Here is a 12,853-nt window from a genome sequence, read left to right as displayed (position 1 = left end):
TCAGGCACTCCCGATCAAATGGCGCTCAGCAGTTGATTTTGCAGTACCCAGGTCTGAGTAGGTTGAGGGCTGTGCACCAAAAAAAATTTCCCAGGCTCCCTGGTTAAAGCGTTCCAATGCGCTGATAATTTGACCATTTAGCTGGTTTTTACGCATGATTTCGTTTAATAAATTGCGTAAATGCGCATCAGCGGATGAATTTTTTGAACACTGTCTTGCTGGTGTCATGCGGCTCTGAATGTCAGCAAAACAGCGCATTTTTTCAGTGGCAATCTGTTGGAGTTCTTCCATCTGACCTGATTTCAGGCACTCAGTCTCGTCATCCAGTAAGGCCTGTAATTGTGCGAGCAGCACGCTTTCCTGAGAATCAGCCGAATCGTTGATATCCATGATCGGCTCAGGCTGACTTGTTAGTGCTTGCAGGCATGAACTGCTGATTATCCTGAGTCAGGCCCTGGCCAATTTTGAGTGGAGAAATCTGATAGGTTCCATTGGATATGGCGGCTTTGATCTGCGCGAGCTGATCAGTATGACCAGTATTCGTATCCTGAGCAGCCATCAATTGCCGCGCCTGCGGTGAAAGCGTGAGATGATCCTGTGCAACAGAGCTCGCGGCAAGAGTTTGTCCGGAAGATTTGCCGGAGTCTGCTGTGGACCCACTAACCGCTTTATCGGTGTTACTCCGGATGTCTGCTGTCGGTTTTCCTGCAAGCGATCCAGAATATGGATTGATGGGATTCATGCGCTTATCTCCTAACGTATCTGCTGCCATAGTCACTATTACGTCACACCAGCGTAAAAACTAAAGCGAAACAGTCAATGAACTGCACCTCTTAGCCTAAAAGGCTACCACAACATGCCCCTGTGCGGTTACTGTTCCCCGGATTACGCGACCGGACTGCAGGTTTCTGACCATGATGCTTTGTCCGGGGCGACCGTTTTCAATGGCGTCGGCAATGGTGGCAATGCGAATTCCATTGCCTTCAGCATAAAGGGTTACCTGCTCACCTGCGTGGACTACATCAGGGGCATTCAGCATGGTCGTAGTTATGGGTTGTCCGGCGAGTGTTCCAAATCGCAGGACTTTTCCAATGGCTCCATGGGGCGAACTTAAGGTGTTGCCCCCTAAGCCGCTGGTATCCCTGCGAACTACAGCCAGATCTCCTTTCTGCAGAATGGTTCCGGCAGATAGCGGGCGAGAAGCAATGACGACACTCTGATCCACTTGGATTTGTACGGATAAATATAACTGCCAGGGGGAGGGCGACTGACAGTGGACTTGTACGGTTTGGTTGCCGTAGGGGTTGCTATAACCAAAATAAGCCACTGTCAATTTGCTGCAGGCAGGAAAATGAATGCCCGGGGCCGGTCCGTCCAATTGAATATGTACATCCGCTGATTGATCAGGCAAATGCGCCCGCACAAAATTTCGAACCACCTCACGAATGGTTGCGGGGTTTTCCACGGCAGCCTGAGCGCAGGGGCTGTCAATGGCGGATATCGTCGCGAGCAGCAAGCTGGCAACAATAGATTTTATGGTGTTTGAGAAACCGAACTTCATAACCCCGGGGCACCTCATGGAATTAGGGTGTTAGTAAACCAACCAAGCAAATAATGCGCCAGATTTTTAAGGCGCTTATTTCGCCCAGTGATTTCCGAATGCGCGCAGCAGGGTTGGCTGAGCGGCATTTTTTTGCCGGTCGTGTCCTGAGAGTTGAAGCAGGGCGGCTTTTTTCTGCCGTGTGGCACGCGTAATGAAGGGGGTAATCACGTGATAATTTTTGGCATGCATGTTGCTATAAGGTGATCGTGAATAATTTTAAGGAGCTCACGAGAATGTCGGGATTGTTAGATCAGGCTCTGGATCCTTTGGCTGCAGCGCTTAAGGTTACGGGTTACCGGCAGCAACTGCTGTCAGCCAATATCGCCAATGCCGACACGCCCAATTATCGGGCCGTAGATATTCCGTTTGCTCAGGTGATGCAAGCCGTTCAGGCGGGTGATAAAGGCAGTTTACCATTGACGACTGACAGTAACCGGCAATTTTCTGAAACCGGCAATAACGCGAACATGGCTGCTTTTGTGCAATATCAACGTGGCAGCCAGGTAGGGCTGGATAATAATTCGGTAGACATGAATCGAGAGCAGGCAGATTTTTTGCAAAACAGCGTGCGTTACCAGGCCGATCTGACCTTTTTGACCGGTAAAATTAAAATCTTGACCTCGGCCATTACGGGAACAACCGCTTAAATATGCAGGAGTAAGACTTATGTCATTGTTTTCAGTTTTGGATGTAGCGAGCTCGGCGCTGACCGCCCAAAGTTATCGACTCAACGTGGTCGCGAGTAATATGGCCAATGCCAATTCGGCAACCAGTTCAGATGGTCAACCCTACCGGGCCCGGGAGGTGGTTTTTGCCGCGCAACCTTTTGCCAATGCTGGCGCTCCCGCCGGAGTCAATGGTGTACGGGTGGCCGGGGTCATCAGTAAACCCGGGCCATTCAAAATGGTGTATCAACCGGGGAATCCGCTGGCGGATAAAGAAGGCTACGTCAAAATGCCCAATGTGAATCCCGTCGATGAAATGGTCAACATGATTTCGGCTTCGCGGGCTTATCAGGCCAATGTGAATGTGATGAACACCACGAAATCCCTGCTGCAGAAAACCCTTAGCCTTGGAGCCTGAACATGAGCGTCAATTCTCTGACATCCAGCGTCAATCCTTTTTATCAGTCGTTGCAGACCAGTTCGGCAAGTAGTTCAGGTACCGCCAGCAGCGGAGCCAGTGGTCTTGCCAGCGAAAGTACATTTTACAATCTTCTGGTTACGCAGCTCACCAATCAGGACCCCTTGAACCCACTCAGTAATCAGGATTTATCTTCACAGTTGGCACAATTCAGCATGGCGAATGGCGTCCAGGCCATTCAGGGTTCGCTGAGTTCTCTCATGGATCAAATCAATCAGAATCAAGGCTTGCAGGCAGCTTCCCTGATTGGCAAGTCGGTCACCACTTCAGGGAATCAGTTGACCTTGAGCAGCGGCAGTGCCAATGGGGCTTATGACCTGGGCAGCGCCGCCAGTGCGGTAGACGTGCTGGTACAGAATGGCGCCGGTCAGACGCTGGCGGTTTTACCCCAGGGTGCACAGTCTTCGGGAATGCAGACTTTTAACTGGAATGGAGAAGGCGCCAACGGGAGCGCTTTGCCGTCGGGTAATTACCAGTTTTCGGTAAAGGCCGCCGATGCCAATGGTAATGCGGTGACGACTACCCCCTACATGTTTGGCGTGGTGAATGGCGTTACTTTGGGAAGTTCCGGTCCTACCCTGCAGTTACAGGGGCAACAAGGCTCGGTGCCGTTCAGCTCTGTGCAGAATATTATTTAAGGAGTTTGCAAAATGGGTGCATTCAATACAGCGTTAAGTGGATTACAGGCAGCTAATACGGATTTGCAGACTCTGGGTAATAATATATCCAATGCCAATACGGTAGGGTTCAAAAGTTCCAATGCCGAGTTTGCTGATGCCTATGCTTCCGCCATGGCGAATACGGCGCCAACCGATGGGCAGGTAGGTATTGGTACTACCGTGCAAACCATCGCTCAACAGTTTACTCAGGGAAATATTGAAACAACCAGTAATCCTCTGGATGTTGCCATTAACGGCAATGGTTTTTTTCAGTTCAATTATAATGGTTCGACAGTTTATGGCCGTAATGGACAGTTTCAGCTTAATAAAAACGGCGTTATTGTAGACGCTAATGGTGGCGAATTGATTGGGATCCAAGCGCAAAGTGGTCAACTGACTGGTGCCAGCGGCCCCTTAACCATCAATCAGAATGCCATTGCTCCGCAAGCTACTTCAGGATTGAGTTTGGGTTTGAACCTGGATTCAACCAATACGCCCATCAGCGGCACTATTAATATGAATGATCCGAGTACCTATAATTATTCGACCACGACGACGGTATACGATAGTCTCGGTACCCCGCAATTGTTGACCACTTATTATCAATTACAAAGCGGTTCAGGTGCGACAAGCTCCGGACAAACCTGGGATGTGGATTACTCGGTAACGGGTACCAATGGCGCCAGTGGCGTCACCTCTGGTAGCCTCGGAACCTTGCAATTTAATAACCTTGGTCAGGAAACCGGCTCAACTTCTACGTCTATATCCGGTATTTCCTGGGCTGATGGGGCGGCTTCCAATACCATTAATGTGAGTTTTAGTGGCAGCACCAATTATAATTCCCCCAATTCCGTGATTACCAACAACAGTAACGGTTATAGTGCCGGGCAATTATCCGGTCTTTCCATTGACTCCGGCGGCAATATTTTCGGGCGTTACAGCAATGGTGAATCCCAGCTCATGGGACAAATCAGCCTGACCCGATTCCCCAATAATAATGGTTTGCAAAATCTCGGAAATAATTATTGGGCAGAAACCTATGTTTCGGGACAACCCCTTTCTGGTGGTCCTGGCAGTTCCAATCTGGGCGTTTTACAGGCCGGGGCGGTGGAACAGTCCAATGTGGATATTTCCAAGGATCTGGTGAATCTGATTGTGGCGCAGCAGGCTTATCAGGCCAATGCCCAGACCATTAAAACCCAGAATACGGTAGTACAGACGCTCTTGAGTTTGTAAGAGGATAAGTCATGGATACCCTTTACATTGCCATGAGTGGCGCCAATGCCATTCTGCAAAAGCAGACGGTTACGGCGAACAATCTGGCTAGTGCCAATACCACCGGATATCGTGCGGATGAGGCCCAGTTCAGCGCCTTGCCGGTATATGGGCAAGGTTTACCGACCCGCGCCTACACCGCTACGGAAACCCCCAGTGTGGATTTTCAATCTGGCCCCGTAGTGCATACCGGACGGCCTCTGGACGTGGCAGTGAATGGCCAGGGCTGGCTGACTGTTCAGGGGCCTGATGGTAAGGAGGCTTACACCCGGGATGGGAATCTGCAACTCAACGGCCAGGGTATCCTTATGACCGCGACCGGGCATCCGGTGCTGGGTGTGAATGGCTCACCTATTTCTCTGCCGCCGATGCAGTCTCTGGTCATTGGTAGTGATGGGGTGATTTCCGGGGTGCCGGTAGGCAGTCAACCTAATGCCATTGTCACAATCAACCAGATCAAGCTGGTGAATCCTTCTGAAAAAGGCTTGCAGAAAAATCCCGATGGACTATTTCAGAATAGCGACGGCAAACCGGCAGCTGAAGATGGCAATGTGGTGCTTGAGCCTGGAGCGCTGGAAGGCAGTAATGTGAATCCGGTCAATGCGATGATCCAGATGCTCGAAGATACCCGCCAGTTCGACATGCAGACCAAGTTGATGCAGACCATTTCCCAGGATCGGCAAAGTGCCAATCAATTGCTGGTTCTGTCATGAACAATGAGGAGCAATAAATCATGATGCGTTCTCTTTATGTAGCAGCAACTGGCCTGGAGGGTGAGCAGACCAAAATGGACGTTATCGCCAACAACCTGGCGAACGTCAACACCACCGGATTCAAGCAGTCTCGTGCGGTTTTTCAGGATTTGCTCTACCAGAATCTGCGGCAACCGGGTGCGCAGTCTTCGCAGACTACCCAATATCCCTCAGGACTTCAGCTTGGCACCGGGGTGCGCGTGGTTTCTACGGAGCGCCTGATGACCCAGGGCAATTTGACTCAGACCGGTAACGCGCTGGATGTGGGGATCAATGGCCAGGGCTTTTTCCAGATCATGCAGCCCAACGGGACCATTGCTTACAGCCGGGATGGTACATTTCAGATGAATAATCAGGGACAACTGGTCACCTCCAACGGTTATCTGTTGCAGCCACCAGTAACCATTCCACCCAATGCCCAAAGCATTACGATTGGTAGCGATGGGACCGTGTCGGTAGTGCTGCCGGGGCAAGCTCAACCTCAGCAAGTGGGTACCATCCAGCTCGCCAATTTTATTAATCCAACCGGCTTGCAAAGTATTGGCGACAACCTTTATTTGCAGACGGGTTCTTCCGGCGCGCCGCAAACGGGACAGCCCACCCTCAATGGTTTGGGTTCTGTGCAGCAGGGCTACCTGGAATCCTCCAATGTCAATGTGGTATCGGAATTGGTGGATATGATCGCCACGCAGCGCGCCTACGAAATCAACAGCAAGGCGGTATCCACTTCGGATTCCATGCTCGGGTATCTCACCCAGAATTTGTGAGGCTGATAACATGACTGCGCAAGCCATCCGCAAAGTTCTCATGCATTTTCCATTCTCCTACGGAAAAATCTGGATGGTTTTGCTGCGTCTGGGTTTCTTGATGATGCTGGTGTTGGGCTTGACGGCTTGCGCCACCTTGCAGGGACATCATGATCTCAAGCCGCTCAAACCCTTACCCATTCCCGCAGAACCGGAATCACTGGCGGCCCATGCCCCCAACGGGTCCATCTGGCAGGCGGGTACCAATGTTTCTTTGTTCAGTGATAACCGGGCCAATCGGGTGGGCGACCTGATTACCGTGTTGATTCAGGAAAACTCCAGTGCCAGCAACAACACCAATACCGCCATTAACTCTTCAGATTCCTTGAGTGCAGCGCTGACCAACTTTTTTGGGATCACCCCTGCTTTTGGTAGCGTGGCTGGTAAAGCCTTCAGCCCCAGTATGGGGGCAAACAGTGTCCAGAAATTTGGGGGCTCCGGTGCAACTACCCAAAGCAATACTTTTACCGCCACTCTGGAAGTAACGGTAGTGAGGGTGCAGGGCAATGGGAATCTGGTCATTGAGGGTTCCAAAGAAGTGCTGCTCAATGGTGGGCATGAGTATATCCGGGTCGCGGGAGTGGTGCGGCCGGCTGATGTGACGCCACAAAATACCATTTTATCCACGCAAATTGCCGATGCGCGTGTGGAATATAGCGGCAATGGCAGCATTTACTCGGCCGCACGAATGCCCTGGCTGGCGCGCTTTTTCCTGTCGCTATGGCCTTTCTGAGGAAAAAACAGATGCCCAAGCTCTTGCGATCATCTTCTGCAATCATCTTGATGCTGGTCATGATGACATTTACCGGATTGTTTTCCGCCCAGGCCGAAACAATCCGCAATCTGGTGTCGGTAGGCGGGGTGCGCAGCAACCAGCTGGTCGGTTATGGTTTGGTAGTCGGGCTGAATGGTACGGGCGATCAAGCTACGCAGGTACCTTATACCACCCAGTCTCTGCTCAATATGTTTCAGCGTTTGGGGATCAATTTACCCGCCTCTGTTGCCACCAACCTGCAACCCAAAGATGTGGCTGCAGTGATTGTGACCGCACACCTGCCGCCTTTTGCGCAACCGGGACAAACCATCAACGTGACCGTTTCTGCTGTGGGTAATGCCAGTAGTCTGGCGGGAGGGACCTTGCTCATGACGCCCTTGAAGGGCGCCGATGGACAGACTTATGCAGTAGCTCAGGGAAACCTGATTGTCAGCGGTTTCGGTGCCAGCAGTAACGGCTCCTCGGCACAGGTAAATATCACTACGGCTGGAACCATTCCCAACGGGGCCAATGTGGAGCGGTCTGTTTCGTCGGGTTTTGATCAGGCGGGGCCGATGATGCTCGAATTGCATAATCCGAGTTTTACGACGGCGGCACGTATTGCCAATGTCATCAATCAGCAGCTGGGATATGGGGTAGCAGAAGCACTGAACGCCGGAGAAATACGGGTCAATGCACCCGGTTCGCCCGGGGCGCGGGTCAATTTTCTGTCGCAAATAGAAAACCTGGATGTCAGTCCCGAAACACCACTGGCCAAGGTGGTTATTGATGCCCGCAGCGGTACGGTCGTGTTAGGACAAAATGTCACGCTGGGTGCCTGTGCAGTGGCTCATGGCAATTTATCCGTGACCATTTCCCAGAAGTATCTGGTCAGTCAGCCCAATCCCCTGGGCGCGGGGCAGACAGTGGTGGCGCCGCAGGCCAATGTGAAAGTTCAGCAACCCCAGGCGAAGTTGTTGATGTTTGAACCGGGAGTCAGTCTGGAAGCGGTGGTTCGTGCTCTCAATGCGGTGGGAGCAACGCCTACAGACTTGATTGCCATTTTGCAGGCCATGAAAGCGGCCGGTGCCTTGCACGCGCAACTGGAAGTCATATGAGTGCTGCCATCAATCTCACAGCTACAACGCGCTCTGCGGAGGTTGGTCCACAGGCTGCGGCAGCTACTGCCAGTGACGCCCTCAACTTTTCCGGACTGAACCAGTTGCGTAGTGAGGCCCAAGCCCACAATCCAAAAACCATTCTGGCCGTCGCCAAACAGTTTGAAGCCGTTTTGCTGCAAGAGATGCTCTCGTCCATGTCGGCCACTTCTTTCGGTTCTGATTTAACTGGAAAAAATTCCGGGCCTATGCTGAAGTCTCTGTTTAACCAGCAGATTGCGCAAACCGTCAGTCAGGGGCAGGGCATAGGTATTGCCCAGACCCTGGCCAAGGAAATTGCTACGCGTTACAACCTTCATTGGGGTAAGCAGAACGCATCACCGGCCGGGGACAAGGCGATGACCATGCCCGCCCGTAATGCGGCCTTATCAGCTCCGGTCATGACTTCGGCAAGCTGGGCCAAGCCTTCGCAGAGTCTTCTGGAACAAGCCAAGTCCTTTGTGCAATCCATACTGCCTGCCGTGCAGGCAGCGGCACAGAAGTTGGGTGTGGCACCCACGGCCATTATTGCCCAGGCCGCCCTGGAAACCGGTTGGGGGAGTCATGTGGCCGGTAACAATCTTTTCGGCATCAAGGGGGGCGGTTCCTGGCTGGGCAGTTCGGTGGATAGTCTGACGCACGAATTCGAAAACGGCGTGAATGAAGTGGAAAATGCTGCTTTTCGCGCTTACCAGTCGGTCGGGGACAGTGTGCGTAATTACGCCAGTTTGTTGATGAATAACCCCCGTTATCGCGGGGCATTAGGGCAGGGTAACAATATTGCCGGATTTGCTGAAGCCTTGCAGCAAGGAGGTTATGCGACTGATCCGCAATATGCGAACAAGCTGGTGGCAGTGGCTGATAGCCCGCTCATGCAAGAAGTGATGGGAGGCGTGTCGGTTGCTAAGGCAGACGGCTAAACCTTATGCCTTTTTGTGCCGTTATCTGAAAGTGGAATAGTGCGGAGACATAATCGAAATATGGATGGTCAATCGTTGGCGCAGGAACTGGAAACCGTTATGCAATTAACGACTACCTTTGAAGAGCAAAGGCAGTGGCTTGCTCGTGGTGACTGGACCCAACCCATGCCCAAGGCTGATGCCCCCGAACGTTTGGGAAAGCGTCTATTGGCGCTTCGCGCAAGTAATCAAAAGGTTGCGAATTCAGTAGAACTTAGTGAGGCGGTATTGGCACTTCAGGAAAGTTACAGCGCCCTGGATCATGCCTTGCGGGTTGCCGGTTCAGGTTTAGGGGAGGCTCTGGTTATGCTGCGTCAACAAGCCGGAATTGTTTATGGTAGTGGGGAATATACGGGCCGTTCATTGGGGAGTGCGTAATCATGTCTGGAATCAGTGGGCTGGTGAATAATGCATTGACCGGTTTGCAAGCTGCCCAATCTGCCTTGCAGGTGGTTGGGGACAATATTGCCAATGTAAATACGCCCGGATACAGTCAACAAAGTGCTTTGCAGTCAACGGCTATCCCTACCGCTATTGGCGGCCTTTATTACGGAAACGGTACTCAGGTCGATTCCGTGCAACGCAGTTACAGCAGCTTTTTACAGGGTCAGGTCTGGACGGCCAGTGCCAGCGCAAGCGGACAGGCCAGTTTATCCAGCTCCCTCCAGAATATCCTGGGTATGCTCAATAATGGCGGCGTCAGCTCCCAGGTCAGCCAGTTTTTTTCCGGGGTCGCGCAAGTGGCGGCCAGCCCGGATGATATTCCCGCCCGCCAGAGTATGCTCAGCAATGCACAGACCCTCAGCCAGACATTTCAGTCATTGGGACAGCAGTTGGCCAGCGTAGGCAGCGGGGTGAATCAGCAGATTACCCAGTCCGTTGACCAGATCAACAGCATCAGCAAGCAGATTGCACAATTGAATGTCCAGATTTCTGCCGCGCAGGGTAATCCCAACGGGTCACCCAATGATTTACTGGATCAGCGCGATCATCTGATTACCGAATTAAATGGTCAGGTGGGTGTGCAGGTTCTTAAACAGCAGAATTCCCAGCTCAGTGTTTTTCTGAGTAATGGACAGGTGTTGGTGGCGGGTGGTCAATCGTTTGCCCTGCAGACCCAGAGTAGCCCATATAACCAGCAAACTCTGGATGTAGGTTATGCCAACAACGGCGCGGATATCTCCAAAAGCCTCACTGGTGGAACCCTGGGCGGATTATTGCAATTCCGCAGTCAATCGTTGAACCCTGCTGAAAATGGCTTGGGACTTTTGGCAGATGGTATTGCCTCGGCCTTGAATGCCCAGCAGGCGCAGGGTTTGAATCTCAACGGTAGCAGCGGTTCAGCCTTGTTCAGCACAGGTGCGGTGCAGGTATTCGCAAATACACATAACAGTAGTGGCGCTGCTTCGGTGCTGGGCACCATTACCAACGTCGGAAATCTGAGCGGCAATGATTATATTTTGACCAAAAGCTCAGGTTTCTTATGGACTTTGCAAGACCGCAGTACGGGAGCAACGGTGGCAAGCACTTCTGGTTCTGTATCTTCGGGTGCGAGTACGACGAGCCTGAATTTTTCCGGGGTAGGATTCCAGTTGCAGGTGTCCGGAACTGCGGCAGCAGGGGACAGCTTTCTGGTAGAGCCGACGCGTCAGGGTGCCGTAGGTATGCAGACGGTGCTGACTGATCCTGCGGGCATCGCAGCCGCCAGTCCGTTTGTAAGTAGCCCCGGCATGTTAGTCAGCGGCAGTCTGCAGAATAATAATCTGGGTAATATGACCCTTTCTGCCGGACAATATGTCAGCGATGCCGCCGGCGTGCGAGTCCCCCCTAGCGACATATCGTCATTTCCGACTAATTTGCAGATCACCATGACCAGTGGTGCCAGTCAGGGAGGTTCGGCGACCTTCCAGATTTCTTCCGGGTTGGGCACTGGTTTGGTGATAGGTTCTGGAACTGTCAGCCTGGGTGGTTCCGGTACGCTCATCGACATCCCGTACCCCAACCCTACAGGCGGTTATTGGCAAGTGAATCTCAGTGGCACCCTGGCGGCTTCCGGCGATGCGTTTACCTTGAATCCCGGTGGGGCGGGGAGTAACGGCAATGCCCAGGCGATGGCAGCGCTGGCCACCAGCAAAGTTTTGAACAATGGAACGGCCACCTTCAATGATAATGCCGCGCAATTACTCACTCAGGTGACCAATCAGGCAGCACAGGCTCAGAATAATGCCCAGGCCCAGCTCACGGTTTTGCAGTCGGCCCAAGCCTCGCAGCAAGCGGTTTCCGGCGTGAATCTGGATCAAGAGGCAGCCAGTCTGATTCAGTATCAGCAGGCCTATCAGGCGGCGGCGAAAGCCATTTCTGTGGGCAGTACCTTGTTTCAGTCATTGATACAGGCTCTATAAGGAGAACAGCATGCGCGTCAGCACCCAGGAATTTTACCAAAGCAGCCTGTATTCCTTGTTGAACCAACAAAGTACGCTGAATAATCTTTCGCAGCAACTGTCCACCGGCAATGCGCTGATCAACCCTACCAACGATCCTGTGGGTAATGCTCAGGTTTTGAATCTCAATACCAAAATTGCCAATCTGGGTAGCTATCAACAAAGTAATACTTACGCTCAGCAGGGACTCAGTATGAGTTCCAGTACCTTGCAAAGTGTCGGCACCCTGATGAATCAGGTGCAGCAACTGGCGGTGCAGATGAATAATGCCACGGTCAATTCCAATGACCTGCAAAATGCTGTAACGACCATGCAGGGAAATTTGCAGCAACTGGTGCAATTGGCCAATACGCAGGATGCCAATGGTACTTATATCTATGGCGGGTCCAATGCCCAGACGCCGCCATTTCAGCTACAGAGTGATGGCACTGTTCAATACATGGGCGATTCCAGCCAGAAAACCATGCAAATCGGCCCGGGACTGACAACGCCTGTTTCTCAGGCGGGTAATGCGATTTTCATGAATATCCCGGCAGGAAATGGCACTTTTTCGGTAACGGCGTCCGGCAGTAATTATCTGATTCCGGCAACTTCCGGAGCAACAGCCACGGATGTAGGCAATACCACTTTAGGGCCGGGCAGTGTGCTGAATCAGGCGACGGCAGACAGCCAGTTTGTGGCCAATAATGCTCAATACGAAGTCAGTATCAGTAATACTTCCAGCGGCCTGACATATACGGTTAGCAGTGGCACAGGTGCGGTTGACAGTTCAGGATGGACTGCCAGCGCCGGCACCGTTGTCAGCGGCACTTATACTCCCGGACAAAGCATTAACATACCCGGCACCTTGGGCGGCAGCCCCTTTATGACGGTCTCGACCAATGGGCAGCCGGTATCGGGACAGACCGCCCAATTTACTTTGGCTGCGGCAAAGCCCCAAAGCATTTTTCAGACGTTCAGTGATCTGATTGCCGCCTTTACTGGTAGTGCCGGTTCTCCAGGTGCTAACACGAGTCGCTCACAAAACATTAGTAATGCCCTGGCAAATTTGAACCAGTTCCAGACCACGCTGCTGAGTACCCAGGCGCAAATTGGTTCGAACATCCAGCAGGCCCAGAGTGTGCAATCGCTGAATGCTAATCTGACCCAGCAATTCCAGACCGACCGGGGTAATATTGCCGATGTGAGTTACCCCCAGGTGATTACCCAGTTTCAGGAAAGCTCGACAGCGTTGCAGGCTGCACAGAAGGCCTTTGTGCAGGTGCAGGGGTTGAGTCTGTTTCAATATCTGTGACCCAGTCGGT

15 protein-coding genes are annotated in these 12,853 nt (G+C 52.3%); 12 read left to right on the top strand and 3 right to left on the bottom strand.

Features of this window, described 5'->3' with window-relative positions; all coding sequences use genetic code 11:
* From flgN to flgA, 3 genes are all read right to left on the bottom strand, one after another.
* The gene (flgN, locus tag H7F11_RS01175) at window positions 1-390 is read right to left on the bottom strand and encodes a flagellar export chaperone FlgN (RefSeq protein ID WP_193650626.1); all 390 of its coding nucleotides are present in this window, start codon (window positions 388-390) and stop codon (window positions 1-3) included.
* 7 nt (window positions 391-397) lie between these two features.
* Window positions 398-742 (bottom strand): flagellar biosynthesis anti-sigma factor FlgM, encoded by a 345-nt coding sequence (gene flgM, locus H7F11_RS01170; protein ID WP_193650627.1) that lies wholly within the window; start codon window positions 740-742, stop codon window positions 398-400.
* A gap of 96 nt (window positions 743-838) precedes the next feature.
* Window positions 839-1,561 (bottom strand): flagellar basal body P-ring formation chaperone FlgA, encoded by a 723-nt coding sequence (gene flgA, locus H7F11_RS01165; protein ID WP_193650628.1) that lies wholly within the window; start codon window positions 1,559-1,561, stop codon window positions 839-841.
* 275 nt (window positions 1,562-1,836) lie between these two features.
* On the opposite strand from flgA, the gene flgB reads away from it, so the two are divergent.
* The 12 genes from flgB to flgL are packed head-to-tail and all read left to right on the top strand — an operon-like array spanning window position 1,837 to window position 12,843.
* The gene (gene flgB / locus H7F11_RS01155) at window positions 1,837-2,250 is read left to right on the top strand and encodes a flagellar basal body rod protein FlgB (protein WP_193650629.1); all 414 of its coding nucleotides are present in this window, start codon (window positions 1,837-1,839) and stop codon (window positions 2,248-2,250) included.
* Window positions 2,251-2,269: 19 nt separating this feature from the next.
* Window positions 2,270-2,686 (top strand): flagellar basal body rod protein FlgC, encoded by a 417-nt coding sequence (flgC, locus tag H7F11_RS01150; RefSeq protein WP_010640019.1) that lies wholly within the window; start codon window positions 2,270-2,272, stop codon window positions 2,684-2,686.
* 2 nt (window positions 2,687-2,688) lie between these two features.
* Window positions 2,689-3,384 carry a flagellar hook assembly protein FlgD gene (locus H7F11_RS01145; RefSeq protein WP_193650630.1) on the top strand — a complete coding sequence of 232 codons (696 nt, stop codon included), beginning with the start codon at window positions 2,689-2,691 and terminating at the stop codon, window positions 3,382-3,384.
* Between the two features lie 12 nt (window positions 3,385-3,396).
* Window positions 3,397-4,641, top strand: coding sequence for a flagellar hook protein FlgE (flgE, locus tag H7F11_RS01140; protein ID WP_193650631.1), 1,245 nt, complete (start codon window positions 3,397-3,399; stop codon window positions 4,639-4,641).
* A gap of 11 nt (window positions 4,642-4,652) precedes the next feature.
* Window positions 4,653-5,393 carry a flagellar basal-body rod protein FlgF gene (gene flgF, locus H7F11_RS01135; RefSeq protein WP_193650632.1) on the top strand — a complete coding sequence of 247 codons (741 nt, stop codon included), beginning with the start codon at window positions 4,653-4,655 and terminating at the stop codon, window positions 5,391-5,393.
* A 20-nt stretch (window positions 5,394-5,413) separates the two neighbouring features.
* A complete protein-coding gene (gene flgG / locus H7F11_RS01130; RefSeq protein ID WP_075322618.1) occupies window positions 5,414-6,199 on the top strand; it encodes a flagellar basal-body rod protein FlgG in 786 nt (261 codons plus the stop codon).
* Between the two features lie 10 nt (window positions 6,200-6,209).
* Window positions 6,210-6,971, top strand: a complete 762-nt coding sequence (locus H7F11_RS01125) for a flagellar basal body L-ring protein FlgH (RefSeq protein WP_193650633.1) — start codon at window positions 6,210-6,212, stop codon at window positions 6,969-6,971.
* 11 nt (window positions 6,972-6,982) lie between these two features.
* Window positions 6,983-8,110, top strand: a complete 1,128-nt coding sequence (locus H7F11_RS01120) for a flagellar basal body P-ring protein FlgI (protein WP_193650634.1) — start codon at window positions 6,983-6,985, stop codon at window positions 8,108-8,110.
* Window positions 8,107-9,069: a flagellar assembly peptidoglycan hydrolase FlgJ gene (flgJ, locus tag H7F11_RS01115; RefSeq protein WP_193650635.1), complete on the top strand. Its 963-nt coding sequence runs from the start codon at window positions 8,107-8,109 to the stop codon at window positions 9,067-9,069. Before H7F11_RS01120 ends, flgJ begins: the two co-directional genes overlap by 4 nt.
* A gap of 60 nt (window positions 9,070-9,129) precedes the next feature.
* The gene (locus tag H7F11_RS01110) at window positions 9,130-9,486 is read left to right on the top strand and encodes a hypothetical protein (protein ID WP_193650636.1); all 357 of its coding nucleotides are present in this window, start codon (window positions 9,130-9,132) and stop codon (window positions 9,484-9,486) included.
* Window positions 9,487-9,488: 2 nt separating this feature from the next.
* On the top strand, window positions 9,489-11,510 hold the full coding sequence (flgK, locus tag H7F11_RS01105; protein ID WP_193650637.1) for a flagellar hook-associated protein FlgK: 2,022 nt from the start codon (window positions 9,489-9,491) through the stop codon (window positions 11,508-11,510).
* A gap of 10 nt (window positions 11,511-11,520) precedes the next feature.
* The gene (gene flgL, locus H7F11_RS01100; RefSeq protein ID WP_193650638.1) at window positions 11,521-12,843 is read left to right on the top strand and encodes a flagellar hook-associated protein FlgL; all 1,323 of its coding nucleotides are present in this window, start codon (window positions 11,521-11,523) and stop codon (window positions 12,841-12,843) included.
* The last annotated feature ends 10 nt before the right edge of the window (window positions 12,844-12,853 follow it).

It is taken from the genome of Acidithiobacillus sp. HP-2 (assembly GCF_015100155.1).
Lineage (GTDB): Bacteria > Pseudomonadota > Gammaproteobacteria > Acidithiobacillales > Acidithiobacillaceae > Acidithiobacillus.
This window is presented reverse-complemented; position numbering and strand designations above follow the sequence as displayed.

Excerpts from the sequence above, each read along its gene's own strand:
- flgM (WP_193650627.1), bottom strand. The coding sequence starts at position 742 with ATGAATCCCATCAATCCATATTCTGGATCGCTTGCAGGAAAACCGACA.
- flgB (WP_193650629.1), top strand. The coding sequence starts at position 1,837 with ATGTCGGGATTGTTAGATCAGGCTCTGGATCCTTTGGCTGCAGCGCTT.
- H7F11_RS01125 (WP_193650633.1), top strand. The coding sequence starts at position 6,210 with ATGACTGCGCAAGCCATCCGCAAAGTTCTCATGCATTTTCCATTCTCC.
- flgE (WP_193650631.1), top strand. The coding sequence starts at position 3,397 with ATGGGTGCATTCAATACAGCGTTAAGTGGATTACAGGCAGCTAATACG.
- H7F11_RS01110 (WP_193650636.1), top strand. The coding sequence starts at position 9,130 with ATGGATGGTCAATCGTTGGCGCAGGAACTGGAAACCGTTATGCAATTA.
- flgJ (WP_193650635.1), top strand. The coding sequence starts at position 8,107 with ATGAGTGCTGCCATCAATCTCACAGCTACAACGCGCTCTGCGGAGGTT.
- flgG (WP_075322618.1), top strand. The coding sequence starts at position 5,414 with ATGATGCGTTCTCTTTATGTAGCAGCAACTGGCCTGGAGGGTGAGCAG.
- H7F11_RS01120 (WP_193650634.1), top strand. The coding sequence starts at position 6,983 with ATGCCCAAGCTCTTGCGATCATCTTCTGCAATCATCTTGATGCTGGTC.
- flgA (WP_193650628.1), bottom strand. The coding sequence starts at position 1,561 with ATGAAGTTCGGTTTCTCAAACACCATAAAATCTATTGTTGCCAGCTTG.
- flgC (WP_010640019.1), top strand. The coding sequence starts at position 2,270 with ATGTCATTGTTTTCAGTTTTGGATGTAGCGAGCTCGGCGCTGACCGCC.
- H7F11_RS01145 (WP_193650630.1), top strand. The coding sequence starts at position 2,689 with ATGAGCGTCAATTCTCTGACATCCAGCGTCAATCCTTTTTATCAGTCG.
- flgK (WP_193650637.1), top strand. The coding sequence starts at position 9,489 with ATGTCTGGAATCAGTGGGCTGGTGAATAATGCATTGACCGGTTTGCAA.
- flgF (WP_193650632.1), top strand. The coding sequence starts at position 4,653 with ATGGATACCCTTTACATTGCCATGAGTGGCGCCAATGCCATTCTGCAA.
- flgN (WP_193650626.1), bottom strand. The coding sequence starts at position 390 with ATGGATATCAACGATTCGGCTGATTCTCAGGAAAGCGTGCTGCTCGCA.
- flgL (WP_193650638.1), top strand. The coding sequence starts at position 11,521 with ATGCGCGTCAGCACCCAGGAATTTTACCAAAGCAGCCTGTATTCCTTG.